General features: G+C 69.5%; 23 protein-coding genes. 14 read left to right on the top strand and 9 right to left on the bottom strand.

Annotated elements, in window-relative coordinates; translation table 11 throughout:
- Positions 1-50 precede the first annotated feature (50 nt).
- The 8 genes from rimI (at position 51) to C474_RS03950 (ending at position 7,798) form a co-directional block, all read left to right on the top strand.
- Positions 51-512 (top strand): ribosomal protein S18-alanine N-acetyltransferase, encoded by a 462-nt coding sequence (gene rimI, locus C474_RS03985; RefSeq protein WP_049916705.1) that lies wholly within the window; start codon positions 51-53, stop codon positions 510-512.
- Positions 513-623: 111 nt separating this feature from the next.
- Positions 624-3,797 (top strand): bacterio-opsin activator domain-containing protein, encoded by a 3,174-nt coding sequence (locus C474_RS03980; RefSeq protein WP_049916688.1) that lies wholly within the window; start codon positions 624-626, stop codon positions 3,795-3,797.
- 125 nt (positions 3,798-3,922) lie between these two features.
- A complete protein-coding gene (locus C474_RS03975) occupies positions 3,923-4,297 on the top strand; it encodes a HalOD1 output domain-containing protein (protein ID WP_049916687.1) in 375 nt (124 codons plus the stop codon).
- Positions 4,298-4,402: 105 nt separating this feature from the next.
- The gene (locus C474_RS03970) at positions 4,403-4,867 is read left to right on the top strand and encodes a DUF5810 domain-containing protein (protein WP_049916686.1); all 465 of its coding nucleotides are present in this window, start codon (positions 4,403-4,405) and stop codon (positions 4,865-4,867) included.
- Positions 4,868-5,090: 223 nt separating this feature from the next.
- Positions 5,091-6,083, top strand: coding sequence for a hypothetical protein (locus C474_RS03965; protein ID WP_049916685.1), 993 nt, complete (start codon positions 5,091-5,093; stop codon positions 6,081-6,083).
- A gap of 153 nt (positions 6,084-6,236) precedes the next feature.
- The gene (locus C474_RS03960; RefSeq protein WP_008384158.1) at positions 6,237-6,755 is read left to right on the top strand and encodes a DUF5809 family protein; all 519 of its coding nucleotides are present in this window, start codon (positions 6,237-6,239) and stop codon (positions 6,753-6,755) included.
- Positions 6,756-6,781: 26 nt separating this feature from the next.
- Positions 6,782-7,345 carry an NUDIX hydrolase gene (locus tag C474_RS03955; RefSeq protein WP_008384156.1) on the top strand — a complete coding sequence of 188 codons (564 nt, stop codon included), beginning with the start codon at positions 6,782-6,784 and terminating at the stop codon, positions 7,343-7,345.
- Positions 7,346-7,420: 75 nt separating this feature from the next.
- Positions 7,421-7,798 carry a rhodanese-like domain-containing protein gene (locus C474_RS03950; protein ID WP_008384154.1) on the top strand — a complete coding sequence of 126 codons (378 nt, stop codon included), beginning with the start codon at positions 7,421-7,423 and terminating at the stop codon, positions 7,796-7,798.
- 97 nt (positions 7,799-7,895) lie between these two features.
- Here the strand turns inward: C474_RS03950 and yciH are convergent, their stop codons facing one another.
- From yciH to C474_RS03930, 4 genes are all read right to left on the bottom strand, one after another.
- On the bottom strand, positions 7,896-8,189 hold the full coding sequence (yciH, locus tag C474_RS03945) for a stress response translation initiation inhibitor YciH (protein WP_008384152.1): 294 nt from the start codon (positions 8,187-8,189) through the stop codon (positions 7,896-7,898).
- Between the two features lie 140 nt (positions 8,190-8,329).
- Positions 8,330-10,564 (bottom strand): transglutaminase TgpA family protein, encoded by a 2,235-nt coding sequence (locus C474_RS03940; protein ID WP_008384150.1) that lies wholly within the window; start codon positions 10,562-10,564, stop codon positions 8,330-8,332.
- Positions 10,561-11,556, bottom strand: coding sequence for a DUF58 domain-containing protein (locus C474_RS03935; RefSeq protein WP_008384149.1), 996 nt, complete (start codon positions 11,554-11,556; stop codon positions 10,561-10,563). The genes C474_RS03940 and C474_RS03935 overlap by 4 nt, the downstream gene beginning before the upstream one ends.
- Before the next feature lie 4 nt (positions 11,557-11,560).
- Positions 11,561-12,535, bottom strand: a complete 975-nt coding sequence (locus C474_RS03930) for an AAA family ATPase (RefSeq protein WP_008384147.1) — start codon at positions 12,533-12,535, stop codon at positions 11,561-11,563.
- 192 nt (positions 12,536-12,727) lie between these two features.
- Between C474_RS03930 and mutS the strand changes: the two genes are divergently transcribed.
- Together mutS and mutL are read left to right on the top strand one after the other, a co-directional pair.
- The gene (gene mutS / locus C474_RS03925) at positions 12,728-15,553 is read left to right on the top strand and encodes a DNA mismatch repair protein MutS (RefSeq protein WP_008384144.1); all 2,826 of its coding nucleotides are present in this window, start codon (positions 12,728-12,730) and stop codon (positions 15,551-15,553) included.
- The gene (mutL, locus tag C474_RS03920) at positions 15,537-17,297 is read left to right on the top strand and encodes a DNA mismatch repair endonuclease MutL (RefSeq protein WP_008384142.1); all 1,761 of its coding nucleotides are present in this window, start codon (positions 15,537-15,539) and stop codon (positions 17,295-17,297) included. Before mutS ends, mutL begins: the two co-directional genes overlap by 17 nt.
- Before the next feature lie 524 nt (positions 17,298-17,821).
- Here the strand turns inward: mutL and C474_RS03915 are convergent.
- Positions 17,822-18,178, bottom strand: coding sequence for a DUF7573 domain-containing protein (locus C474_RS03915; protein ID WP_008384141.1), 357 nt, complete (start codon positions 18,176-18,178; stop codon positions 17,822-17,824).
- Between the two features lie 130 nt (positions 18,179-18,308).
- Here C474_RS03915 and C474_RS03910 point away from each other — a divergent pair, with 130 nt between their 5' ends.
- A complete protein-coding gene (locus tag C474_RS03910; RefSeq protein WP_008384139.1) occupies positions 18,309-18,554 on the top strand; it encodes a hypothetical protein in 246 nt (81 codons plus the stop codon).
- On the opposite strand, the gene C474_RS03905 is transcribed toward C474_RS03910, so the two are convergent.
- The 3 genes from C474_RS03905 to C474_RS03895 all read right to left on the bottom strand — a co-directional run bounded on the left by C474_RS03905 (position 18,499) and on the right by C474_RS03895 (position 20,901).
- Positions 18,499-19,530 (bottom strand): 5,10-methylenetetrahydromethanopterin reductase, encoded by a 1,032-nt coding sequence (locus C474_RS03905; RefSeq protein ID WP_008384138.1) that lies wholly within the window; start codon positions 19,528-19,530, stop codon positions 18,499-18,501. The genes C474_RS03910 and C474_RS03905 overlap by 56 nt on opposite strands.
- A complete protein-coding gene (locus tag C474_RS03900) occupies positions 19,523-20,281 on the bottom strand; it encodes a coenzyme F420-0:L-glutamate ligase (RefSeq protein WP_008384135.1) in 759 nt (252 codons plus the stop codon). The genes C474_RS03905 and C474_RS03900 overlap by 8 nt, the downstream gene beginning before the upstream one ends.
- 113 nt (positions 20,282-20,394) lie before the next feature.
- A complete protein-coding gene (locus C474_RS03895) occupies positions 20,395-20,901 on the bottom strand; it encodes a metallophosphoesterase family protein (protein WP_008384132.1) in 507 nt (168 codons plus the stop codon).
- A 58-nt stretch (positions 20,902-20,959) separates the two neighbouring features.
- On the opposite strand from C474_RS03895, the gene C474_RS03890 reads away from it, so the two are divergent.
- Positions 20,960-22,228 (top strand): NUDIX domain-containing protein, encoded by a 1,269-nt coding sequence (locus C474_RS03890; protein WP_008384130.1) that lies wholly within the window; start codon positions 20,960-20,962, stop codon positions 22,226-22,228.
- A gap of 384 nt (positions 22,229-22,612) precedes the next feature.
- Positions 22,613-23,722 (top strand): PAS domain-containing response regulator, encoded by a 1,110-nt coding sequence (locus C474_RS03885; RefSeq protein WP_008384128.1) that lies wholly within the window; start codon positions 22,613-22,615, stop codon positions 23,720-23,722.
- Between the two features lie 16 nt (positions 23,723-23,738).
- Here C474_RS03885 and engB read toward each other — a convergent pair whose 3' ends face one another.
- On the bottom strand, positions 23,739-24,359 hold the full coding sequence (gene engB, locus C474_RS03880; protein ID WP_008384127.1) for a GTP-binding protein EngB: 621 nt from the start codon (positions 24,357-24,359) through the stop codon (positions 23,739-23,741).
- Positions 24,360-24,489: 130 nt separating this feature from the next.
- On the opposite strand from engB, the gene C474_RS03875 reads away from it, so the two are divergent.
- On the top strand, positions 24,490-25,194 hold the full coding sequence (locus tag C474_RS03875) for a 5-formyltetrahydrofolate cyclo-ligase (RefSeq protein ID WP_008384124.1): 705 nt from the start codon (positions 24,490-24,492) through the stop codon (positions 25,192-25,194).
- Positions 25,195-25,269 lie beyond the last annotated feature (75 nt).

Raw genomic sequence — 25,269 nt, 5'->3', positions numbered from 1 at the left:
CCAACGGGTCGGCCGATACCGACGCCGACGTCGACGCGGCGAGCGACCCGCTGGTGGACGTCACGGTCCGTCGCGTGGAGCGCGCGGACCTGCTCGACGTGCTCCGAATCGAGAAGCGCTGTTTCACGGAGCCGTGGCCGTACGCCGCCTTCGAGTCGTTCCTCGACGAACCGGGCTTTCTCATCGCCGAACGCGAGGGGAGCGTCCTCGGTTACGTCGTCGCCGACGTGATGCCGAACCACGGCCGCGACATCGGCCACATCAAGGACCTCGCCGTCGCCCCCGAGGCGCGCGGACTCGGTCTCGGGCGGCGCATCCTCCGGCGGGGACTTCTCTCGCTGTCGTTTTCGGGAGCCGCCGTCGTCAAACTCGAGGTCCGCGTCGAGAACGAACCGGCGCTGTCGCTGTACCGGGAGGTGGGGTTCGACCCCGCTCGGCGAGTTCCCTCCTACTACGCCGACGGCGAGGACGCCTACCTCATGGTGCTCGACCTGAGCGAGTGGCAGGGCTGAGGTCCGCCGTCGCTCCCGTTTCCGTCGCCCGTCCCACCTGCTCGGTCCCCGCGTCCGACCGCCGCACCGTCCTGCGACAAGGTGATAGTTCTCGGTCACGAGTACCCGCCAGTGAGCGATTCGTACACCGTCCGCATCGTCGGCACACTCCCCGAGGCGTTCGACGTCGACGGCTTCGAGTCGGAGTTCGACGCCGTGACGCTCGAGTGGGGTCTCAACCCGGGGGGCGACTCACTCGACGACGGCGTCGACTGCATAATCGCGTCCCCGGCGGCGGTCACGACGTTCGACCCGGGGGCCGTCGCCGCGCCCGTTCTGCTCGTCGGAGAGGATTCGGACGGACTCGCCGAGAGAGCCCTCTCGGCCGGCGTCGCGGACTATCTCACCGTTTGCGGGACGGACGCGGAGGTGACGTGGTTAGCCTACCGCGTGCGGACCGCCGCCGACTCCTACCGCACCGACGAGAAGCGCGCGCGACTGGACAGACAACAGCAGGCGCTGTCTGACCTCGGGGCGTTCGCCCTCTCGGGACCGGGGCGCGAGGAGGTGTTCGACGAGACGGTCCGCTGTGTCTCCGACGCCCTCGGCGTCGACAGGGTGGCGCTCTTCCGCTCGCGCGTCGAGCGGGGAGACCTGTCGGTCGTTGCCGCCGAGGGGTGGCCGCGAGCGTACGTCGGCGGCGTCGCCGTCGGCCTCGACTCCGGACCGGGGCGGGCCCTCGCCGAACGGCGGTCCGTCGTGGAGAACGACCTGGCGGGAGGGGAGACGGCGCTGACGGCGAACTTCGACGCGCGGAGCGAGTTGAACGTCGTCGTCGGCGGAGCCAACGAGCCGTGGGGCGTGCTGTCCGTTCACAGCCCGACGCCCGGCGCGTTCGACGGGACGGACACGCGGTTCGTCGAGAACGTCGCCGCACTCATCGCCGCCGTCATCGAACGGGAGACGCTGCGGACGACGCTAGAGGAGACGTTCGTGCGGATGGACCAAGGGTTGCTTGGCGTCGACGAGGAGTGGCGCGTCACCTACGCGAACCCGGAGGCGGAGCGACTGCTGGACCGCACGCGGCGGGACCTGGTGGGCGAGCAGTTGTGGGAGGTGTTCGGCGAGGAGTCCGAACCGCTCCGCGACCGGTACGAGGAGGCATTGCGGACGGGCGAGAAGGCGTCGTTCGAGTGGTACTATCCGCCGCACGACCGGTGGTACGAGATGGAGGCGTACCCCTCCTCGGCCGGCCTCTCCATCTACTTCGCCGACGTGACCGACCGGGTCGAACGCGAGATGGAACTGCTCCGCTACGAGCGGATGGTCGAGGCGGCCACCGACGGCGTGTACGCCCTCGACGCCGAGCAGTACGTCGTGCAGGCGAACGAGGCGTTCGCGAAGATGTTCGAGTGGGACCTCGAGGACCTCATCGGGACGCACGTCTCGGAACTCACCGGCGCGGTGGCGGCCGAGGCGGGGGCGAACGCCCGGCAGGAGACCGGCGCGATGGGCGAACCTCAGCGGATGGAGTTCGAGGTCGAACTCGGGGACGGCAAGGAGATGTGGGTGGAGACTCACTTCTCGGCCATCGTCGAAGAGGAGACGGGACAGTTCGTCGGTACGGTCGGCGTGACCCGCGACGTGACCGACCGGCGACACCGCGAGCGCTCGCTCACGACGCTCCACGAGTGGACGCGCGAAATCGCACAGGCGGACGACGCCGGCGACGTGGTCGAACGCGCCCTGGAGGCCAGTCACGAACTGTTCGGTCCGTGCCGCGCGGCGTTCTTCGACTACGAGGCCGCGACGAGGCGACTCGTCCGACGCGAGGGGTCCGACCGCCTGCACGGGCGCGAGTCGGTCGAACCCGGCGAGGACCCCTGCTGGGTCGCCTTCACCGAGGAGCGGACGACCCGGACGGAGGCCGACGGGGACGTCGTCGAGTTCGCCCCGGTCGGCCAGTACGGCGTCCTCGCCGTCGAACGCACCGCAGAGGCGACGCAGCGGGAGACGGACAGGGAGGTGCTCAGACTGCTGGCGGCGACGACGAGCGAACTGCTCGGGAGCGTCGAAGCGAAGGAGGCGCTCCGGGACCGAGACCAGCGCCTCGGACAGCAGAACGAGCGGCTGACGCAACTGAACCGCATCAATCGGACGGTGAGGGGAGTGACCCGCTCTGTCGTCCACGCGGCGACGATGGAGGAGGCGACGGCGCGGGCGTGCGAACGGTTGGTCGAGGCCGAACCGTACCAGTTCGCGTGGCTCTGCGAGTACCGCGAGTCGGCCGCCGGGGACGAACCGTCGATGACGCCCGTGACGACGGCGGGCGTCGAAGACGGCTACGCGGCCCGCCTTCCGGAGGTCGCGCGAACGTCGCCGTTCCCCGAACTGCTCTCGCAGGTGGCTTCAACCGGTCGCCGCGCCGTCGTCGACGACGTGCTGAACGACCCGGCGTGGGAACCGCACCGACGCGACGCCCTCTCGCGGGGGTTCCGGTCGCTCGCCGTCGTTCTCGCCGGCGAGGACAGACTGCTCGTGGTCCACGGCACGCGCCCGGAGACGTTCGTCGGCGAGGACGGCGACGTGCTCGTCGAGTTGGGCGAGACGCTCGGCGCCGTCATCGACCAACTGGGCCGGTCTCAACCCATCCTCGGCAACCAGCAGACTGAGGTCGAGTTGGAGATTCGCGACGACCGACATTTCCTCATCCGCCTCTCGGAGGCGACGGGGCACCCGGCGACGGTGACGGGCGTCGTCCCGACGACGGAGGGGGAGTACCGAGCGTTCGTCCGCACCGTCGCCCCGCGGGAGGCGGCGACGGACGCGCTTCCCGCCGGAACCGTCGTCCGCGAACTGACCGACAAGGACGACGGCGAACACCTCTACGAGATTCGGCCGTCGGACACGACGCCGTTCGAGACGCTGTACGCCAAACGGGGGAGACTCCACGAGATGCAGGCCGACGGCGACGTCTGCACGGTGACGCTGACGATACCCTCCGACGTGAGCGTCAGATCGGTCGTCGAGACGTTCGACGCCGTCTACCCGGGGACGACGCTCGCCGCCCGACGGACCGTGACCGAGACGCCGGAGACGAGGCAGGGCTTCCGCGCCCACCTCGACGAGGTGTGGACCGAGCGTCAGCGCGAAGCCATCTCGGCCGCCCTCCACGGCGGCCTCTACCAGTGGCCCCGGAAGACGTCCGTCTCGACGCTCGCGGAGGCGTTCGATATCTCCTCGCCCACGTTCCAGTACCACCTGCGGGCGGCCGAGAGAAAACTGCTCGAACTCGTATTGGAGTGAGAGACGAACGTGAGGTACTATTCGAATAGAGTCGTCACTGGAGTACACTATACGATAGTAGTGACGAAGACTATTACCCGAGAAGCTAACAGTGATATGTCGGCGTGGGGGCCGACGAGCAAACTATGGATGACACAATGACGCACGAGGCGGAACCGAGACTGAACGAAACGTCCAAGATAGTCGTCGAGCACGACTGGGACGGAGGGGACTGCCTCGCGGTCACGATCGCCCGCGCCGCCGCCGAAGCGTGGACCGGAAACCCGGACGACGCCATGACGCTCCCGCCCGTCGGGAGCGTCGTCGACCCCGACGCGCTGGAGTCGCTGTTCGCGCCGACGCGCAACCGCGGCCGCCCCGCGACGGACGGCGGTCACCCGACCGCCGACGAACACGCGTCACCGTCCCGCGTGCGCTTCACGTACGTGGGTTACAACGTCACGATATCCGAAGACGGCGTCGTCGTCGTCGAGGACCCGACCTCGCCGAACGAAGCCTGATTCGCGTCCCCACCCGCTGACGCTCCGGGGGGAGCACGGGGGAAAGGGAGGGAACTCGACCGACCGACCGCACGACCCTTGTACCGCGACGCCCAACCGACGAGCATGGGCTACGCGTGTCCCGTCTGCGACGTGCCGCAACAGGACGGAGAGCACTTGGCGGACCACATGGCGTTCACCGCGATGACCTACGGCGACGAGCACGAGTCGTGGTTGGACGAACACGTCCCCGACTGGTCGTCGTCGGGGACCGCCGAACTCGCCCCGCGCGTGACCGAGATAGCCGAGGAGGCGCCCTACGAGACGGTGTTCGAGGACACCGTCCACGACCACGCCGACGCGCACGAGCAGAACTCGCTGTTCGACGACGAGGCGACCGCCGGGGGGAAAGGCGTGAACGCCGCCGACGCCCGAGATCGGGGGTCCGGAGCGCTCGACGCCGAGGCGCAGGCGGTCCTCGAGGAGGCGCGGGAGATGACCCGCGAGATGCTCGACGGCGAAGAGGAGGGAGACGCCGACTCCGACGACGGAGAGACAAAGGGCGACGAGTCGGACGGCACCGATTCGTGACGACCGACGACGACCCGTGAGTGAGGGCTTCTGAGGGTAGTTATCTCGGTTACAGCGTAGTCGCGAGCGAATCAGCCACTCGAGAGAGTCAGCGTACCGACCGTCGTTTTCAATCGAATCGCCAACTGGCCCCTCGTATTATGCTTCCGTGACGCCTTCGTCCTTCGAGAGATGAGATTCGAATCGTCTTCCCCTCGCAACTCGCCCGCAGATCTGGAATATAATGACTGACGGGCGATCGGTCAGAGACTGGTTCTTGTTCGATGCGACCCGCGTAACCGTCGCCGGAGTTCTGACGGTCGCCTGTTTTGTTCTCCTTACGGCTTTCAGTATGCTCAACATACCGTTCCTGTCGGTATTGGGCGAGGGCGACACGATCGAAACGCTGTTTCAGACCCTCATCGGTGTTCTAATCACTGGAATGACGCTCGTCGTTTCGATCAATCAACTCGTACTCTCCGAAGAGTTCGGATCGCTGGGGCGACAGCGTGAGCGAATGGATAAATCGATGGCGTTCAGGAAAGACTCCGAGCGAGAGTTCCAGTGGACCGGGCCTCCAGAGCCAGAGCGGTTCCTCAGTACGCTTATCAACACGAGCGTCGACCGGGCTAAGGCGGTTCAGGAAGCCGTGAAAGGGAGCTCCGATCAACGTCTTCGGAGTCGGGTCGATCAACTAGTCGACCGGATCGCTACGAGCGCCGACGAAATCACCGACGAGTTGGAAGACGCACCGTTCGGGGAGTTCACGATCATGCAGGCCGCCCTCTCGTACAACTACTCGTGGAAGATCTACCTCGTCCGTCGACTGTACTGGGAGCACCAAGAGCATTTGAGCGAGAACGAACGAGGAGCGATCAACGACCTAGTCGATATCTTGGAACTGTTTGGCCCGGCGGAGGAGTTTTTCAAGGCCCACTACCTCCAGTGGGAACTGGTCAACCTCTCTCGACGAATCCTCGTAACGGGACTCCCCGCACTCATCGTCTCGATTTTCGGTGCGCTCTATCTGAAACCCGATATCGTCTCGGGAACGGTACTCGGCGTTCCCGTACTCGTTTGGCTGATCAACGGCGGAGTCACGTTCGCGCTGATTCCGTTCTTCATCTTTACCGCGTACGTCCTTCGGACGGCGTCGATCGCGAAGGAATCGGGGGCCATCGGCCCGTTCGTCCTCCACGAATCGGAGCGAGCGCCCCTCATCGACTGGGATGAATAACGCTTCGCGACGTCACGTACAGCCCTCGTTCGGTCCGGGTTCGCTCGGGAGCTGAATCGAAGGTCAGCCAGTCTCCAGAACGGGATACCCGCGCCGCGTCGAACGGAGGCGTCGACCGAAAGCGGTTCCACTTCTCGGCGGGATTCGGTGACCATGGAGACAGAGGGTTCGTTCGCCCCCGAGAGCGAAGAGGAGGCGCGCGCGGCGTTCGAGTCGGCCGGACCGACCGCACGGCAGGTCGTCCGCGAGGCGGCCAAAGCGATGTCGTTCGACCGCGAGGAGTACCGAGAGCGCGTCACCAGCGACGTGGTGGAGACGGCACGAAACGTCCTGTTCGCCGACCGACTGGCCGTCCGCGTCGGCACGCGCGAGGAGTTCGAGACGTGGACCGACGAGCACCCCGAGTACGAGGTGACGGAGGTGGGCAGTCCGAACGTCGAACGCGTCGTCTGGCACGCCGCCCCGTTCTCGAAGGAAGCCGTCGCCGCGACGTACCAGAACGAACGAGAGGCGGCCGTCGGGACCCTCCGCAGACAGGCGTTCTCGCGACTCTACCGGCCGCGGTTCGAATCCGAGGAGGAGAACACGGAAACCGAGGCCGGGGACGACACCGAAAGCGGTGCGGAGGACGGAGTCGGGGAGGCGGACGAGGAGATCGGTCCGGGGAGTTAAGCCGCGAGCGACCGCACCGTCCCACGATGAACGGAGACGGACGCCGACACGAGGAGTTGCCCGACCCGGAGTGGCCCGTTCTGGAGTCCGAAATCGAGTACGAGACGGGGTGGTTCACCGGCGGGTACGACCTCGTCGAGCAACCGAACGGGAGCACGAAGCGTTACTACTGGGCGGAACTCGCCTCGGCCGTCGTCATCCTCGCCGTGCAGGACGACCGGATGGTGTTCGTCGAGCAGTACCGCCCGACGGTCCGGGAGACGCAGTTGGAACTGCCCGCCGGCATCGTCGAGGGCGGGGAGTCGTACACGCAGGCGGCCGAACGCGAACTCCGCGAGGAGACGGGGTTCGAGGCGTCGAGCAGTTCGCTCGTCGAGGACTTCTGGTGTTCGACGGGACTACTCCGACATCGACGCGCGTTCGTGTTCTGCGAGGGCCTCTCGCCCGTCGACCGGGAGTTGGACGACAACGAGTTCCTGTCGGTCCGGTCGGTGTCCATCGAGGACGCCCTCGACGTGGCGCGGGGGGACCCGACGAACGACGCGACGATAGAGGGCGTCCTCCTCGCGCGCGAGGACGGACTGCTTTAGAGTGCGGACGCTACGATAGCCGACGCCCGGACCGCCACCCGCACGCTTATCTCTCGGCGTCCGCTCTGCCCCGACGTGGACGACGAGATAGACCCCGCGGAAGTCGAATCGTTGCTCGACGGCGCGGACGCGCCGCGCGTCGTGGACATCCGGTCGCCGGACGCGTTCGCCCGCGGTCACATCCCCGGCAGCGAGAACGTGCCGTTCGCGGAGTTGTCCGACCGCGTCGCCGACTTCGAGGGCGAAGAGCGCATCGTCACCGTCTGCCCGCACGGGAAGGCGAGCGTGCAGGCCGCCCGCCTCATCGGTTCGTACGAGGGGACCGCGGACGCCCGCGTCGAGAGCATGCGCGGCGGCCTCGAAGCGTGGGAGGGACCGCTCGACGAGAGGGAGTCCGAAACCGAGACCGAAATCGGAACCGAGGCCGACGAAGGACCGAACGCGCCGTTCTGAACCGAACCGCGCCGAACCGGGCGACGCACTCGTGGCCGTCGCTCGCGGCGGAGAAATACGGAGAATCGGAACGCTCGGAGTCCAGAGGTACGGTCGGTTAGGCGACGTTGAAGCCCTTGTTGCGGAGGAAGTCCTCCACGCGTCCGGTGTGATTGCCTTGGAGTTCGATGGAACCGTCCTCCACCGTCCCGCCGCAGGCGAACTTCGACTTCAGGTCGGAGGACAAGCTGTCCATATCGACGTCTCGCGGGTCGAACCCTTCGATGACCGTTACCTCTTTTCCGTAGCGGCGCTCGTCGATGCGGATGGTGATCTCCTGGGACTCTTTGGCCACGTCCTCGCAGACGCAGAGTTCCTCAGGGAGCCCGCACGTCGAGCAGACTTCCGACATTACAATCCGAACGTACAAGATGGGGATATTAAACAGTATCGGGAGTTCGCTCGGCGCGCACACTCGTCCCCGACGGCGATTTCGGCCGTTTGGCGGCGGGGACGCCGGCAACGAGAACGGGCGGAGCGTGCGACCCCCGGTCAGTCGAACAGTCGGCCGACCACCGGCGTCGACCGGCGCACCAGGCGGTCCACGACGGCAGCGGCCTCGTCCGCCTCCGCGCGCGAGACGCCGTCGCCGTAGCGGGCGCGCTCGTACGCCTCGCCGACCCGGGCCGCCTCGTCGCCGAGACCGACCCGGGAGAGCGAGCGGAGGTACGCCCGCGGCGTCTCCCCCGTCCGTCGCGGGCGGTACTCCCGTTCGAGCAGGTACTCCAGCCGTCGGTACGCGCGGACCGCGTCGTCCTCGGGCGTCTGCCCGCCGCCCTGATACCGGAGCCACAGCGACCGGTACGCGCGGTCGGTCAGCCCCGTCCGCCGCGCGCCCGCGGCGAGTCCCGCGAGGGCGACCAGACCGACGACGAGCGTCCGCCGCGGCGGCAGGTCGGGGACCGGCGACCCGCCGCCGTCGGCGGTGGTCGTCGCGCCGGCGCCGGGAATCGACCCGTCGCTCGGCGTCGTGATGCCGTCGGGGGCGACGGCGGTCGAAGAGTCCGGCGTGTCGTTCGCGTCGGCGCCGGCGTCTTCCGTCTCGGCCGTGGGCGTCGGCGTGGGCGTCGGCGTCGCCGTCTCCTCGGATTCCGCCACGTCGACGCCGGGTTCCTCGTTCTGCCGGGCCTCCGCGAGGCGGGCGCTCTCGGCCGTCTCGCGGGGACCGCTCGGCGTCGGGTCGAACCGGACCCAGCCCACGTCCTCGAAGTACACCTGGACCCACGCGTGCGCGTCGAGGCCGCGGACGACGTACTCGTCCTCGGCAACCTGCTGACCGGTCGTGTAGCCCGTGACGAGTCGGGCGGGCACGTCCTGCGCTCTGAGCATGGCGACCATCGTCGTCGCGTAGTAGGTGCAGTAACCCGCGTCCATCTCGAACAGGAACGTGTCCGCGATGTCGCCCGAGGGCTCCGGCACCGACAGCGAGTAGCGCTTCTCGGACTCCAGATACTCCTCGACGGCGACGGCCTTGTCGTAGGGGTTGTCCTCGCCGCCGGCGACCTGCGCGGCCCGCTCTCGCACCCGGTCGGAGGTGCTGTCGGGGAGTTGGAGGTAGCGTTCTTCTATCTCGTCGGGGTACTCGGTGCCGGAGCGGCGCAGTTGCTCGGTCGTGTGCAGGGGCACCTCGCTGGTGACGCGGTAGGACTCGCCCGTCCGCAGCGATATCGTCGGGCGGAGGTTACCCTGCGTGGTCACCTCGGTGTTCTCGGCGACCGGACCGTCGAGGGAGACGGGCTTCCACGCCGCCGGGACGATAGACAGAGAGCCCTCTGCGGTGACCTGTTGCTCGACGGTTCGGGAGGCCCCGGGCGGCCCGCGCAACTGCCCCTCGTAGGGGTTCGTGTTACCCGTTCTGACCCAGCCGTCGCCGGTGTATCGGTCGTAGGCGGCCGTCTGCCAGTAGGAGGGTCGCGGGCTGTCGACGGTGAAGCGGACCTGCGGCGAGAGCCTGATGCTGCCGACGACGTTCAGTCGGTCCTGCGCGTCGACGAGGCTCCCCTCGACGGTGGGCGACCCGCGGTTCGGAAGCAACGGCGCGGCGCCCGCGCCGGGGACGACGGACACCGTCGCCGAGAGCACGATCATCGCCGCCAGCACCATCGTCAGCACGTCCAACTGGGCGACGCCCGCGTCGTAGCGGTCGAGCGTCGCCGCCGCGACGGCCACCGCGCCGCCGGCGACGCCGACGAGCGTGGTCACCTGTCCGGCGTCGCTCGTGAGGACGAACAGGCCGAGGGCGACGCCGCCGGCGGCGACGGCCCCGACGTAGCGGCGGCGGACGGCGAGGTACCAGGAGAGAAACACCGGTCCCGGCGCGACGGCCGTCGCCCAGACGCCCGCGCCGGTGAGACGCAGGATGGAGAGGCCGGTGAGCAGTGCGACGGTGTCCGAGAGGAAGCGGTCGGGCGTCAGCAGTTGGAGTTGGCTCTGCGGCAGCGTCAGCACGTAGACGGCGAACCCCCCCGCGAGGAGGACGCCGGTAACGGCGACGGCGGTTCTGAGGCCGACGAACGAGCCGACGACGGTCGCGAGGAGCAGCGACCCGACGACGACGAGCAGCAGTCGCGAGCGGCCGCCCACCACGTCCGTGACGTAGAGCAGGACGCTCACGTACGACCACGTGAGGGCGAGGACGCCGAGCAGGGCGACGGCGCGCGAGGCGCCCGCCGAGTCGAGGAGCGCGCCGAACCGGCCGCCGGCGCCGGCATCGGTGTCGGCGCTCACGCGACCGCCCCCTCGGTTCGTTCGTCGGCCGAGCGGTTCGACTCCTCGACGACGAGGCGGTCGAACGTCGTTTCGGTGTCGCCGAAGCGGACGCGGGTGGTCGACCCGTCCGCCGAGACGACGATGTCCGCCCCCTCGTCGGGGACGGGGCCGCCCCTGGCGCGGGCGAGGTGTTCCAACAGCGGTGTGTCGTCGCCCGCGGCCGCCTCGACGACGCCGGACGGCGTCGACAGCGTGACGGGGACGCCCGACCTGACGAAGGCCAGACAGAGCGTCGCCGCGGCCTCTGCCATCTCGTCGCCGGCGGCGCGCGCGCCGCCGGCGGCGACGCGGACCGCGGAGGCGTCCGCCTCGGCGACGAACTCCTTGACGATGAGGTCGCCGCGCTTCGCCGAGGACTTCCAGTGCACGTCGCGCAGGGAGTCCCCGCGGACGTACTCGCGGAGCCTGTCGAACTCCTCGCGGCGCGAGGAGAACTCGGCGTCGTGCAGCGTCCAGAGGTCGTGACGGGCCCCGGCAGAGAGGCGGCGGACGCGGGGGAACACCAGCACGGCGTCGGTGCCCGAAGCGACGAGTTCCCGTTCCGCCAATCCGAGCACGTCCGTGGCGACGACGGCGGCGGGGCCGAATTGGTGCTCGCCGCGCGACCGGTAGGTCACCGCGTAGGAGACGGGGTCGCCGCCGACGAGGGCGTCGATTTCGGCGTCGCCGCTGACGCCGGGCGGGAGCGAGTCGACGACGTGCGCCGGGTACGGGCGGCCGACGTCGAACGAGAGCGTCACCTCGCCCGTCTCGTCGGGGAAGCCGTCGGCGGGAAGCGTTCGCTCGACCGTCGGCGTCGAGGCGAGACGGACCTGGAGGAAGGCGGCTACGAGGGCGACGCCGGTCGGAAGGACGAGAGCGTTGAGGGCGCGCGGTCCGAAGCGGAGGCCGAGGGCGAAGCCGACGACGACCACGCCGCAGACCGCGTACCCGCGTCGAGTCAGTCGCATCGGGTCACTCGACCGCCACCGTGTCGAGTGCGCGGTCGACGACCGAGGCGCCGGTGTCGTCCCCGTCGGTGCGGATGCGGTGCGCCCAGACGCTCCGCGCTTCGGTCTGCACGTCGTCGGGGATGACGTAGTCGCGGCCCTCGAAGACGGCGCGGGCCTGCGCGGCGCGGACGAGAGCGATGGCGCCGCGCGGACTCGCGCCGAGTTGGGCGTGCTGGCGCGTGTAGCCCGCGAGGCGAGAGACGTAGGCGCGCACGGGTCGGCGGACGGTCACCTGCGAGACGGTCCGGCGGGCCTGAAGCACGTCCTCGACGGAGGCGACGGGGTCCAGCGACTCGATGGGGTGGTCGCCGGTGACGCGGCCGAGCAGTTCCGTCTCGTCGGCCTCCGAGGGGTAGCCGAGGCGGATTTTCTTCATGAAGCGGTCTATCTCGGCGATGGGGAGTTCGTACGTCCGACCCGGTTCCACGTCGTTCTGCGTGGCGATGACGGTGAACGGGTCCGGCACTTCGCGGGTCGTCCCGTCGACGGTCACCTGCTCTTCTTCCATCACTTCGAGGAGGGAGGCCTGCGTCTTCGGCGGCGCGCGATTTATCTCGTCGCCGAGGACGACGTTGGCGAAGACGGGTCCTCGCTGGAACTCGAACTCGCGGCTCTGCTGGTTGAACACGTTCACCCCGGTCACGTCGGAGGGGAGGAGGTCCGGCGTGAACTGCACGCGCTTGAACGACCCGCCGAGCGACACCGCGACGGACCGCGCGAGCATCGTCTTCCCGACGCCCGGCACGTCCTCCAAGAGCAGATGACCCCGAGCGAGGACGGCGAGAAGGATATCCTCGATGGCGTCCCGTTGGCCGACGATGACGCGTTCGACGTTCTCGGTGATCCGATTCGCGAGGTCGGCGGCGTCTTCGACCGGGAGCGGAGAGACGGCTGTTGCCTCCGGTTTCGAGTCAGGTACGGCGTCTGCGTCGGTCATGTATCAGGTTGAGAAGGCGGCGAACCGGCGAGGAGACTCTCGCCCCCTCAGAACGCACCTGTGAACGGTTCGCACGCACACAGTACACGCGTAAGACCCCGGCACACGTAACTTTGCTGGGTGGTCGAAAACGGACCGGTCGCCGCGCCGTCTTCCCGTCCGCTTTTGTCCGTCGGCCGCCCTCTACGGGACATGGAACACGCGGACGGGACGGAGACGCCGGACGCCGAGGCGGCGGGGAACGACCCCGACGCGGCGGACGGGCGGGACGACGCCCCGCGACCGGAGGGTCCGCCGCGCACGATGCTCGACGCCCGGGAGGAACTCACGCCGATGCTGTCGCAGTATCTCGACCTCTGTGAGACCCATCCCGACGCAGTCGTCCTGTTTCAGGTGGGCGACTTCTACGAGGCGTTCTGCGAGGCCGCAGAGGAGGTGGCGCGGGTCTGCGAGGTGACGTTGACCAAGCGCGAGGACTCGACGGGGACGTACCCGATGGCGGGCATCCCCATCGACAACGCGGCGTCGTACCTCGAAGCCCTCCTCGACGCGGACTACCGCGTCGCCATCGCCGACCAAGTCGAGGACGCCTCGGAGGCGTCGGGGCTGGTCGATAGAGCGGTGACGCAGGTAATCACCCCGGGGACCGTCGTCGACGACGAACTGCTGTCGGACGCGACGGCGACGTACCTCGGCGCGGTGACCGGGTCCGGCGAGAAGACGGCGCTGGCGACGGTGGACGTGTCGACGGGCGAGTGTCAGGTGACGAGCGGGTCCGAGCGGCGAATCGGCGAGGAACTGGACCGCCTCGCCCCCGCGGAACTGCTCTGCGCTCCCGACGCGCCCGCCTTCGAACTCGGGTTCGAGGCGATGGCGACGGACGCCGACCCCGAGGCGTTCGCGGCCGACGCCGCCCGCGAGACGCTCTCGGCGTACGTCTCCGCGCCCGATTCGGTCGTCGAGTCCGAGTCGGAACTCCGCGCCGTCGGCGGCCTCCTCGACTACGCGGAGTACACGCAGGGCGACGACGGCCCCCTCGAGTACGTCTCCCGCGTCCGCCGGTACGACCCCGAGCGGTCGCTGCAACTGGACGCGACGGCCATCCGGAGCCTCGAACTGTTCGAATCGCGGAGTCCGCGGTCCGGCGACACTCTGATAGCGGTGATAGACGAGACGGCCTGCGCCCTCGGCCGGCGGCGACTCGCCTCGTGGCTCCGCCGACCCTCGGTGGACGAGGCGGAGATTCGGCGGCGGCACGACGCCGTCGGGGAACTGCTGGACCGGCCGATGGCCCGCGAGACGGTGCGGGAGCATCTCTCGGAGGTGTACGACCTCGAACGCCTCGTCTCCCGCGTCTCGCGGGAGCGCGCGAACGCGCGCGACCTGCGCGCACTGAAGAACACGCTCGACGCCGTCCCCGAGGTGAAGGCGGCGCTCTCGGAGGTGGAGAGCGACCCCCTCCTGGACCTGCGCGACTCGCTCGACGAACTCGCCGACGTGCGCGAGTTGGTGGGCGAGGCGGTTCGGGCCGACCCGCCGCAGGAGATTACGGAGGGCGGCGTGATTCGGGAGGGGTTCGACGCCGAACTGGACGAGGTGCGCGCCACCGAACGCGAGGGGCGCGAGTGGGTGTCGGCCCTCGAAGAACGGGAGCGAGAGCGGACCGGCATCGACTCCTTGGACGTGGGCTACACGCAGGTCCACGGCTACTACATCGAGGTAACGAACCCGAACCTCGACCGGGTGCCGGACGACTACACGCGCCGGCAGACGCTGAAGAACTCCGAGCGGTTCTACACTCCCGAGTTGAAGCGACGCGAGGACGAGATACTCTCGGCGTCGGAGCGAGCCGACGCCTTAGAGTACGAGGTGTTCGCCGAAGTCCGCGCCGACGTGGCCGAGGAGGGAGAGCGCCTCCAAGCGCTCGCGGACTCACTGGCGACGCTGGACGTGCTGGCGGCGTTCGCCGCCGTCGCCGCGGCCAACGACTACGTCCGCCCCGAGATGGGCGCCGACGCCGTCGAGATCGAGGGCGGGCGGCACCCGGTGGTCGAACGCACGCAGGGGGAGTTCGTGCCGAACCCCGCCGACTTCTCCCGCGGGAACGTGGCGGTCATCACCGGCCCGAACATGAGCGGGAAGTCGACGTACATGCGGCAGGTGGCCCTCGTCTGCGTCCTCGCGCAGGCCGGGAGTTTCGTCCCGGCGCGGGCGGCGCGCCTGCCGATTCTCGACCGCATCTTCACCCGCGTCGGCGCCTCCGACGACATCGCCGGCGGCCAGTCGACGTTCATGCGCGAGATGGCCGAGTTGACCGACATCCTCCACAACGCCACCGGAGATTCGCTCGTCCTGTTGGACGAGGTGGGACGGGGAACGTCGACGACGGACGGCCTCGCCATCGCCCGCGCGACGACGGAGTTCGTTCACGACGAGGTGGGCGCGACGACCCTTTTCGCGACGCACTACCACGACCTGACCGCCCTCGTCGAGGACCTGTCGGACGCGTTCAACCTCCACTTCACCGTCGAGAAGACGGAGGGAGACGGCGGCACCCCCGACGTGACGTTCCTGCACCGCGTCGCCGACGGCGCCTCCTCGTCGTCGTACGGCGTCGAGGTGGCCGAGTTGGCGGGCGTGCCGCCGGCGGTGGTCGAACGCGCCCGCGAGTACGTGGGCGAGGGAGGCGGGACGATAGGGGCCGACGGGGACGAAAACGGAGACGAAACCAGCGGAGTCGAGGCACGGACCTCCCCGGACGACGACGCCTCGGCCGGCGAAAGCGATACCCCCGTCGACCCCCAAGCGTCGACGAACGGCCGGGCCTCCGAGGACGGGACGCTCGCCGCCTACGTCGACGGTATCGACGCGGACGGCGCGGCGGGCGGAGCGGCGACGGCCGACGCGGAAGCCGACGTGCTGTCGGAACTCCGCGAGCTGAACGTCGCCAAGACGACGCCGCTGGAGGCCCTGAACGCGCTCGACGAACTGAAACAGAGACTTGACGAGAGAGACTGAGACCGAGGCTGAAGCGGGGACCGGACGCGTCCGCCCCCTGGACGAGGAGACGGTGGCGAGCATCGCCGCCGGCGAAGTCGTCACGCGCCCGGAGGACGTCGTCGTGGAACTCGTGGAGAACGCCCTCGACGCCGGCGCCTCGCGGATAGAAGTGACCGTCGTCGGCGACGGCACGCCCCTGCTCCGCGTCCGCGACGACGGCCGGGGGATGAGCGAGGCGGACGCCGCGCGCGCCGTCGACCGACACACGACGAGCAAACTCGGCGACGCCGACGACCTGCGGACGGTGTCGACGCTCGGCTTCCGCGGCGAGGCGCTCCCGAGCATCGCCGCGGCCGGGACGCTCGAACTCGTGACGAACGACGGCGGCGCGCGGGGGACGCGGGTCCTCGTCGACGGCGAGAAGCGCGTCGAACCCGCGGGGCGGGCGCGCGGGACGACCGTCGAGGTGCGCGACCTGTTCGCGGAGATGCCCGCCCGCAGGCGGTCGCTCGCCTCCTCGCGCGCCGAGTTCGCACGCGTCTCCGACGCCGTCTCCCGCTACGCCCTCGCGCGTCCGGACGTGGCGTTCTCCTTGGTCCACGAGGCGGCGGAGGCGGACGAGTCCGGCGGCGGAGCGTCCGACGGCCGGCGCGGACGCGAGGTGTTCTGCACGTCGGGCAGCGGTGACTACGCCGACGCCGTCCTCGGCGTCTACGACCGCGACGTGGCCGGGCGGAGCACGACGTTCGAGTCCGAGCGAACGGTCGAGGACGACGGCGAATCCGCGACGGTCCGCGTCGAGGGCCTCCTCGCGCACCCCTCCGTCACCCGCGCCCGCCGGGACCACGTCTACACCGCGGTGAACGGCCGCGCGTTCCCCTCGGAGGCGCTCCGCCGGGCCGTCGTCGCGGGCTACGGCGACCTGTTGCCCGACGGCCGCGCGCCCGTCGCCGTCGTCAGCGTCTCCCTGCCCGCCCACTGGTGCGACCACAACGTCCATCCGGCCAAGCGCGAGGTACGACTCCGCGCGCACCGGGCGGTCGAACGCGCCGTCCGCGAGTCGGTGCGCGACGCCCTCTCGACGGCCGACCTGCGTCGGAGCGAGGAGGTGGCGATGGACCTCGACTCGACGTTAGAACCGGTCGACGGCGAGGCGTCCCGGTTCGACGACGTGCGCGTCATCGGTCAGTTCCGCGAACTCTACTTGCTCTGCGAGGCCGACGACGACCTGCTCGTGATAGACCAGCACGCCGCCCACGAGCGCGTGAACTACGAGCGCCTGCGGGCGGCGCGGGACGGCGAGGACGGCGATTCGGAGCCGTCCGTATCGGCCGACGTGGACCCGCCGGCGGCGGTGTCGCTGTCGCCCGCGCAGGCCGCCGCGGCCGACGAGTGGCGCGCGGAACTCGCTCACCTCGGCTTCGCCGTCGACCCGTTCGGCGGCGGCACCGTCCGGGTGAGCGCGGTGCCCGCGCCGATGGGTCGGGCCGCCGCGCCGGAGAGCGTCCGCGACGCCCTCGACGCGCTCAGAGGGGGGGAGACGCCCGGGGACGCGACGGACCGCCTCCTGAAGGACCTCGCCTGTCACCCGTCGCTGAAGGCGGGGGACGGACTCAGTTCGGCGGAGGCGACGCGACTCGTCGAGCGACTCGGCGCGTGCGAGACGCCGTACGCCTGCCCGCACGGCCGACCGACGGTGCTGTCCATCGAGGAGGAGACGTTCGTCCGCGGGTTCGAGCGGCGTTCGACGCGGATGGACTGAACTCCGTCGGGTCAGCCGTTCGTCGTCTCTTCGGGGTGAACCCACCCGAACTCGCGGCGGAGGCGCCCCCACCCGCCAGACGAGCCAGTAGCCGGGAACGCCGCCGAGTGCGAAAAAGAAGAGATACGAGCCGACGCCGAGGAACGGACGCTCGACGGGGAGCCACGGGGCGTTCGACCACACCGTGAAAGAGCGGAGCAGGACGGCCGTGAGGTGCGCGACGACGAACGTTCCGACCGCCCGTTCGGTCAGTCCGACGGGGTCGGGACGGCCGCCGATTTCGCTCCGGTAGAGGAGGTAGCCGAGGACCAGCGGTTGGACGACGACGCACCCCAACGACCACAGCAGCGCCGCGTCGCTCCCGTGCGCGTCGGCGTCGAGATAGATCCAGTAGCCGAGAAGCGCCGACATCAGGAGATGCGCGGCGGAGAACGGCGAGGTGAGGGCGTTCGAGAGCATCCGTCTCGGCAGTCGAATCGGCTGTTCGAGACATCAACTGTCTCCTCGTCGGGGAGGCCCCCGACTCACCACTCCTTACACGCTTCGCACACCTGCTCGCCGTCGTCAAGCCACAGGCGGTTAACCGTCTCGCCGCAGGCGGCGCAGGCGACGCCCTCGGGGTCCCAGCGGTAGGTTCCGACCGCGGGGTCGACCGAATCGGACGGCGCGGCCGAGTCAGTCGTCGGCGGTGCCGACTCGCCGGCGGCGTCGGTGCCGTCCGCCCGGTCGTGCGAGTCCGAATCGGAGTCTGAGCTCGAATCCCCGGTCGCGTCGACCGTCTCGGCGGTTTCCGCGCCGTCGCTCCCGGCTCCGCCGTCGCTTTCGTCGTCTCCGTCGCTCTCGCCGCCCAGGAAGTCGTCCAGCGAGCGGTCTTCTGTCACGTGGGGAGTGAGCAGACGGTCCGACTTAGCCGTACCGACGGCCGTCGCGGGCGCGGACGACGCCGACGACGGACGGCGGCGCCGTGCGCGAATCCTCAACACACAAGTACGGGGATTCCGAACGGGGCGTATGGTCACAGTCATCGACTTCGTCGTGGAGTTGCTCTTCAGCATCCTCGACCTCATCACGACGTTCGTTTTCGACATCTTCCTCTCCGGCGACCCGCTCACCGCCTTCTCGTTCCTGATGGGGGCGGCGTTCGTCGGCGTCTCGAGCCTCGTCTTCGGGTACCTCGTCCTCGGCGCGGCGGTCAACGCCGTCACGGGTCTCGGTTCGAGCGCCCCCGACGACGCGAAGCCGATGCGGCGAGTCTGATCGCCTCGTCGGGGTCCGGCCCGAGGGGCGACCCGACGACCACGCCGTCCGCGTGCTCGAACACCGCGTCCATCCGGTCTGCAACCGTTTCTTCGGTGCCGGCCATCGAGAACGCGTCTATCATCGCCGGCGTGACGAGGTCGAACGCCTCGGTGAACTCGCCCGCCGAAATCTTCTCTCCGATCTCTCCCGCGAGCGAGCGGTCTATCCCGTGCCTGTCGAGGGCCGGCGGCGCGGCCCCCGCGGCGATGAACGCAACCGGCGGACGGGCCGCCTCCCGGGCCGCCTCGCGGTCCGTTCCGACGCTCACGCTGGCGTACGCGAGGAGTTCGAACTCACCGCGGGAATCGGGACGGTCCTCGACCCCCTCGTCGACCCGGTCTCTGGCCCACGCCACGTCGTCGGGGTGCGAGCCGTTGAACAGCAGGCCGTCGGCGTGCTTGCCCGCCATCCGGCACATGTGCGGCCCCTCGCCGCCGACGTAGACGGGTATCTCGCCGGGCACCTCGAAGTTCGCGCCCGCGTCGTTCGCCTCGAAGGTGCCGTCGTGGCTGACGCGCTCGCCGTCCCAGATTCGCTGTGCGACCTTGAACGCCTCAAGCACCGATCGGAGGCCGCGTTCGTCGTCGAGACCGAGGTTCCGAAGGGTGGATTTGTCGCCCGGCCCGATACCGAAGGCGGCGCGGCCCTCGGCGAGTTCCGCGACGGTGGCCGTCTTCGTCGCCAGCGTGACGGGGTGCATCTCGTAGGGGTTGGCGACGCCGGGGCCGAGCCGAATCGACTCCGTCTCGCGCGCGAGACGCGCGAGGACGGCGAACGGGTCGCGGTTGTTGTAGTGACAGGAGACGAACGCCGCGTCGTAGCCCGCCTCCTCGGCGAGGACGCCGCGGCGAACGACCTCGGGAACGGGGTGTTCGGGCGTCAGTTCGACGCCGAGGGTGGGTGCGTCGTCAGGCCGGTCGGCGTCGTCACTCATGCTCGTACCCCCAGGCGCGCACGGCCTGCCGGACGAAATCGCCCTCGACGTCCCGGTAGAGGTTGTCGCTGCCGCCGTGGTCGCCCCACTCGAAGTCGCGGACGACGACGACGGGGGTGCCGCCGTCGCCCTCCCCGACGAGGAGGTTCGCGGCCGCGGCGAGTTCGTCCACGACGCTCTCGACAGTGACGCCGAGTTCCCGGCCGTCGCGGTCGGACTCCCCGCGCCAGTCTCTCGACGCCTGCATCCCCGCCCACCCGAGGGCGACGCCGCGTTGCCCGTGACGGAACGGGCGCCCGCAGGTGTCGGTGACGATTACTCTGTCCGCGGGCAAGTCCGCGCGGAGTCGCTCGGCGCTCTCGGACGGTCGCTTCGGCAGGAGCAACAGGTCGTGGTCCGGGACGTTCGAGCGGTCGATGCCGGCGTTGACGCCGACGTGGCCGAAGCGCGTCTCGGTGAGGAGGAAGGGCGACTCCATCAGGAGGTCGACGCTCTCTTCGAGAACGGCCTGCGCGAAGCGCGGGTCCTTCTCCTCGCCCGCGACCGCTTCGAGGTTCGCGGCAATCTCGCGGGCGCGCGGACCCGCCGGGAAGTCCGCGAGGTCGAACAGTCGGCCCTCGGCCTTCGAGACGACCGTCGAGGCGACGCAGACCACGTCGTCTTCGTGCAAATCGACCCGGTCGCGAATCGTCGCCGCGAGGTCGTCGCCCGGCCGGACCTCCGGCACGTCGGGGACGGCGAACAGTTCCATGTCCGTCGGTCGGAGCGAGGGCGTAAAAAGCGGACAGATGTTGGTGAGTGCGGCCGGTTCCTCGGACGCCCGAGGAACCTCGCATTCGGGGGTCAAGCCCGCCGCAAGCGACGCTACTCGTGGTGCAACGTCACGGAGACGTCCGACCCGTCGACGGTCAGTCGATACATCGTCGTCTCGGCGGCCGGTTCGGCCCCCGTCGCGCTCCCGGGGTTGAGGAGGCGGACGCCGTCGACGAACTCGTCCATCACGTCGTGGGTGTGCCCGCAGATGCCGACGGCGTCGGGCCCGCCCTCCTCGCGGACCACCTCGACGACGCGTTCCTGGTAGCCCTCCAGCGGCCCCGACCCGTGGGTGACGACGAACCGCACGTCCTCCGCGTCGAGCGTCGCCGCCTCCGGGAGGTCGAAGCCGCGGGGGTCGATGTTGCCGGCGACGGCCGTGAGGTTCGCCTCGCCGCCGGCGAGTTCGACCACCCGGTCGTACGCCGCCTGGGAGTCGAAATCGCCCGCGTGGACGACGTGGTCGGCCGCGCGGATGCGCCCTTCGACCCACTCCGGGATGCGCTCCTCGCGCGAGGGGACGTGCGTGTCGCTGACGACGGCGAGGTCCACGGACATACGAGGAGGTACGACCGTCGACCCAAAAACCGTTGTCCCGAGGGACGTAGGGTGTCGCATGGACCACGTCGTCACCTGTTTCGTCCGCAACCGCGGCGAAGTGCTGTTCACCCGCCGCAGCGACAGAGCCGGGACCTACTCCGGCCGTTGGGCGGGCGTCTCCGGCTACGTCGAAGAGGACAACGACGAAGCCGAGTTCGACGCGCGCCGGGAACTGCGCGAGGAGACCGGACTCGGTGGCGCGAGCATCCGACTGCTCAGAATCGGAGAGACGCTGACCGTCGAGGACGAGGAGGGGTCGTTCGTCGTCCACCCCTTCCTGTTCGAGTCGACGACGCGGGAGGTGCGGCCGAACGAGGAACTCGCCGCGGTGGAGTGGGTCGACCCGACGGCGATGCGGGACCGCGAAACCGTCCCCCGCCTCTGGGAGACGTGGCGGCGCGTCGCGCCGCGAGTCGACGACGTGCGGGACGACCGGACCCACGGGTCGACGTGGATTTCGGCGCGGGCGCTGGAGGTGCTCCGGGACGCCGCCGTCGAGGCCGACGACTGGGAATCGGTCGCCGGGGTGGGGCGTGACCTCCGCGACGCGCGCCCGAGCATGGCCGCCGTCGCGAACCGCGTGAACCGCGTCCTCGCGACGGCCGAACGCCGTCCCGAGGCGGTCTCCGCCGCGGCGGTCCGCGCGCTCTCGGACGCGTACGCCGCGAACGAGGGGTCGTCGTCGACGGTGGTCGAACGCCTCCGCGACGCCGGGGCGACGGGCGTGGCGACGCTCTCGCGGTCGGGGACCGTCGCCGAGTGCCTCCGCGAGTTCGACCCCGACTCGGTCCTCGTCGCGGAGTCCCGTCCCGAACGCGAGGGCGTCGGCGTCGCGGAGACGGTGGCCGAGGAGACGGCGGCGGCGGTGACGCTGACCACCGAGGCGGCGCTACCGGCGGCGTTGGCCGACGGCGACGTGGCCCCCGACGCCGTCGTCGTCGGCGCGGACGCGGTGCTCCCGGACGGGAGCGTCGTCAACAAGACGGGAACGACGGGTCTCGCGCTGGCCGCGCGGGAGGCGGGCGTCCCCGTCTACGTCGTCGCCGCGCGCGACAAGATTCGCTCGACGGGCGACGAACGGGTGGCGACGGAGGCGTCGCCGGCGGAGTCCGTGTACGACGGCGAGGAGAGCATCGGAGTGTTCGCGCCGACGTTCGAGCGGGTGCCGGACCGACTCGTGGACGGCCTCGCCACCGAGGACGGACTGCTCGACGGCGACGGCGCGCGGCGCGTCGCCGCCGAACACGCCGAACACGCGGCGTGGGACCGGCGGAACGACGAGTGACGGCGACCGGAGAGCGGCGGATAGGAGCGGAGATGCGGACGGGGGCGCCGGGCGGGCGCCGGAACGGCGATGGCAAGCGTGAAATGCGACGGTCCGCTACCGAGAGGCGGGCGACTGTGACGAGGGTTACCCCCACCGAGCCCCGTGTGACGAGGCAGTTAACGCCCGAGTCGCCCTTCCGAAACGGACGCGTTCTCGCGCTAACGCGACGATACCACAGTAGTGAGCGTCCGCGACGGTCGAGGGATGTACTTCTGAGTATCTGACAATTATCCGCTCAACTCCCGCCGGTTAACGCCGTCGTAAAACGAAACAGTGCGAAACGCAACGGTTCTGAAGAAATGGTCGCGGTGATTTAAGCAGTTCCCATCCCCGCACGGAAGCGTGAGCGAGCACGACCCGAGTTCGGACGAGGGCGTAGGGATACTGCTCGTCGACGACGACCCGGCGTTCGTGGAGGCGGCGGCGACGTTCGTCGGCCGCCACCTCCCGCGGGCGCGGACGTACACCGCCGGGTCGCCGGCCGACGCGCGCGAATTCATGGCGTCGCGCGGCGACGACGTCGACTGCGTCGTCAGCGACTACGAGATGACGCGCGAGAGCGGCATCGACTTCCTCCGGAGCGTCCGGGAGACGCGCCCGGATCTCCCCTTCATCCTCTTCACCGGAAAGGGCTCCGAGGAGGTGGCGGGCGAGGCGTTCCGGGCGGGCGCGACGGACTACCTGAAAAAGGAGATGGGAACCGAGCAGTTCGAGGTGCTCGCCCGGCGAATCGACCAGGCCATCACCGCCGTGTGCGCCGCGCGAGAGTTGGCGCGGAACCGCAAACTGCTCCACGCCGCCGTCGACGCCGTGGACGACCCGTTCTACGCGTTCGACACCGCCGGGCGATTCCTCCGATGGAACGACGCGCTGGTGACGCAGACGGGCTACTCCGACGAGGAGGTGGCCGAGATGCACCCGACCGAGTTCTTCGAGGGGGCGGACAGAGAACGGGTCTCGGAAGCCATCGACGCCGTCGTCGACGGGGAGGACGCGACCGTCGAGGCGTCGGTCCGGACGAAGGGCGGCGACAGCCGTCGGTACGAGTTCACCGGGTCGCCCGTCGTCGACGAAGCGGGCGAACCGTTCGCCGTCTGCGGCGTCGGCCGCGACCGCGTCGAGGAACTCGAAACCGTCCTCGACCGCCTCGGCGTCCCCGTGTTCGACGTCGACGCCGACGGGACGCTGGCGGGCGCGAACGCCGCCTGCGAACGCCTCGGGGTCGACCCCGACGACGCGGGCGGGTCCGCGTGGACGGTCTTGCCGTGGAGCGCCGACTCTCCGCTCGCGAAGGCCGTGGCCGAAGCCGTCGAGACCGGCGCGCCCGTGGAGACGACGGCGACGCTCCCCGAGGGGGGTTCCGCTCGGGCGGTGTGCGACCCCTTGGGGCCGGGGGGACCCGTCCGCGTCTCCCTCGGCGGCGTCGCGGACGCGTCGGCGGCGCGGAACTGAGTCGAATCTCGACGCCTCAGCTCACGAACTTCAGGAGGTCGTCGCGCTTCTGCTCGTGGAAGTGGGTCCGCAGCGCTTCTTCGAGGGCGTCGAGGTTCCCCCGCTTGGCGCTGATGGGCGCGACGATATCGGACCACTGCTTCCACGGCGGCATCAGCCCGAGTCGGTCGCAGAGGTCGTCCAGTCGCTCGTCCCGGTCGTCCACCTTGTCCATCTTGTTCACCGCGACGACGACGGGGATTCCGAGTTCGCGCAGGAAGTGGAACATCTCCACGTCGTGCGGTATCTCGTCCGGCCCGGAGTGTCGGTCAATGATGTCGACGACGCTCTTACCGTCGACGACGAGGACGCCCGCGAGGATGTCGTCGGCGTTCGACTCGATGTAGCGGACGATGGCCGTCTTTATCTCCTCGCGGCGGTCCTCCTCGACGCCGGACATGAATCCGAACCCCGGCAGGTCGGTGAACATGAAGTCGTCGCCGGCCCAATCGAAGTGGTTCGGCTGCCGGGTCACGCCGGGTTTCTTGCCCGTCGTGAACTTCGAGTGGCCCGTCAGCTCCCGCATCAGCGTCGACTTGCCGACGTTGGAACGCCCGACGAGGACGACCTCCTGTCGGTCCGGGCGGTCTTCGAACATGTGCGAGGGGACGCTATCGCGGCGGTTAACGCTGACGTTGCGGCCCCGAGCGTCTCGGTCCGTGGAGGAGTCGGGGCCGTGTCCGCTGCGAGGTGATGAGGTACTAGTACGCGGCCTCGTAACTGCCGGCATGGAAAAGCAGGAGCTTCGAGAGCGCGTCTGGGACGAGTTAGAGGAGAGCGGAGAGGCCCGGTTTCCCTATCCGCCGCACGGGAGAATCCCCAATTTCAACGGTGCTGACGAGGCGGCGGAGCGATTGGCGGCGAACGAGGCGTGGCAGGAGGCGGACGTAATCAAGTCCAATCCCGACTCCCCGCAACTTCCTGTGCGGCGAGCGGCGCTGCGACAGGGGAAGACGGTGTATATGGCCGTGCCTCGCCTGCGAGACGAGAAATGTTTCCTTCGGTTGGACCCCGCCGAAATCGAGGACATCGATCACGCGACGACGATCGGCGGGTCGTCGGAGGTCGGCGTGCAGGTCGGTCCCGACGAGATGGAACCGATCGACCTGATCGTCTCGGGGAGCGTCGCGGTGAACGACGAGGGTGCGCGCGTCGGGAAGGGTGAGGGATACAGCGACCTGGAGTTCGCCGTCCTCCGGGAGTTCGGACTCGTCGACGACGAGACGACGACGGTCACGACGCTTCACGAGACGCAGTTCGTCGACGAAGTTATTCCCACGACGCCGCAGGACGTGCCCATCCAGCGAGTGTGTACTCCGAAGCGGGACGTTCGGACGGACGCACCGAGCGAAAAACCCTCGGGAATCGCCTGGGGGGTTCTGACCGAGGAACGAATGAACGAGATACCGATTCTAAATCGCCTGAAGCGTTAGTTAGCGAGCGTCCTCGGCGGGCGTGTGTATCTCTCCTGTGTCGGCGGCGGCGCCGCGTCCGTCCGCACTTCGACC

Origin of the sequence: Halogeometricum pallidum JCM 14848 (assembly GCF_000337095.1) — an archaeon.
In the GTDB taxonomy this organism is placed as follows: Archaea; Halobacteriota; Halobacteria; order Halobacteriales; family Haloferacaceae; genus Halogeometricum; species Halogeometricum pallidum.
This window is presented reverse-complemented; position numbering and strand designations above follow the sequence as displayed.

Bases quoted from the DNA above. Each gene is read 5' to 3' on its own strand.
- C474_RS03970 (WP_049916686.1), top strand. From the start codon at position 4,403: ATGGGCTACGCGTGTCCCGTCTGCGACGTGCCGCAACAGGACGGAGAG.
- C474_RS03875 (WP_008384124.1), top strand. From the start codon at position 24,490: ATGGAAAAGCAGGAGCTTCGAGAGCGCGTCTGGGACGAGTTAGAGGAG.
- engB (WP_008384127.1), bottom strand. From the start codon at position 24,359: ATGTTCGAAGACCGCCCGGACCGACAGGAGGTCGTCCTCGTCGGGCGT.
- C474_RS03955 (WP_008384156.1), top strand. From the start codon at position 6,782: ATGAACGGAGACGGACGCCGACACGAGGAGTTGCCCGACCCGGAGTGG.
- C474_RS03975 (WP_049916687.1), top strand. From the start codon at position 3,923: ATGGATGACACAATGACGCACGAGGCGGAACCGAGACTGAACGAAACG.
- C474_RS03895 (WP_008384132.1), bottom strand. From the start codon at position 20,901: ATGTCCGTGGACCTCGCCGTCGTCAGCGACACGCACGTCCCCTCGCGC.
- mutS (WP_008384144.1), top strand. From the start codon at position 12,728: ATGGAACACGCGGACGGGACGGAGACGCCGGACGCCGAGGCGGCGGGG.
- yciH (WP_008384152.1), bottom strand. From the start codon at position 8,189: ATGTCGGAAGTCTGCTCGACGTGCGGGCTCCCTGAGGAACTCTGCGTC.
- C474_RS03905 (WP_008384138.1), bottom strand. From the start codon at position 19,530: ATGAGTGACGACGCCGACCGGCCTGACGACGCACCCACCCTCGGCGTC.
- C474_RS03935 (WP_008384149.1), bottom strand. From the start codon at position 11,556: ATGCGACTGACTCGACGCGGGTACGCGGTCTGCGGCGTGGTCGTCGTC.
- C474_RS03900 (WP_008384135.1), bottom strand. From the start codon at position 20,281: ATGGAACTGTTCGCCGTCCCCGACGTGCCGGAGGTCCGGCCGGGCGAC.
- C474_RS03965 (WP_049916685.1), top strand. From the start codon at position 5,091: ATGACTGACGGGCGATCGGTCAGAGACTGGTTCTTGTTCGATGCGACC.
- C474_RS03960 (WP_008384158.1), top strand. From the start codon at position 6,237: ATGGAGACAGAGGGTTCGTTCGCCCCCGAGAGCGAAGAGGAGGCGCGC.
- C474_RS03890 (WP_008384130.1), top strand. From the start codon at position 20,960: ATGGACCACGTCGTCACCTGTTTCGTCCGCAACCGCGGCGAAGTGCTG.
- C474_RS03910 (WP_008384139.1), top strand. From the start codon at position 18,309: ATGGTCACAGTCATCGACTTCGTCGTGGAGTTGCTCTTCAGCATCCTC.
- C474_RS03930 (WP_008384147.1), bottom strand. From the start codon at position 12,535: ATGACCGACGCAGACGCCGTACCTGACTCGAAACCGGAGGCAACAGCC.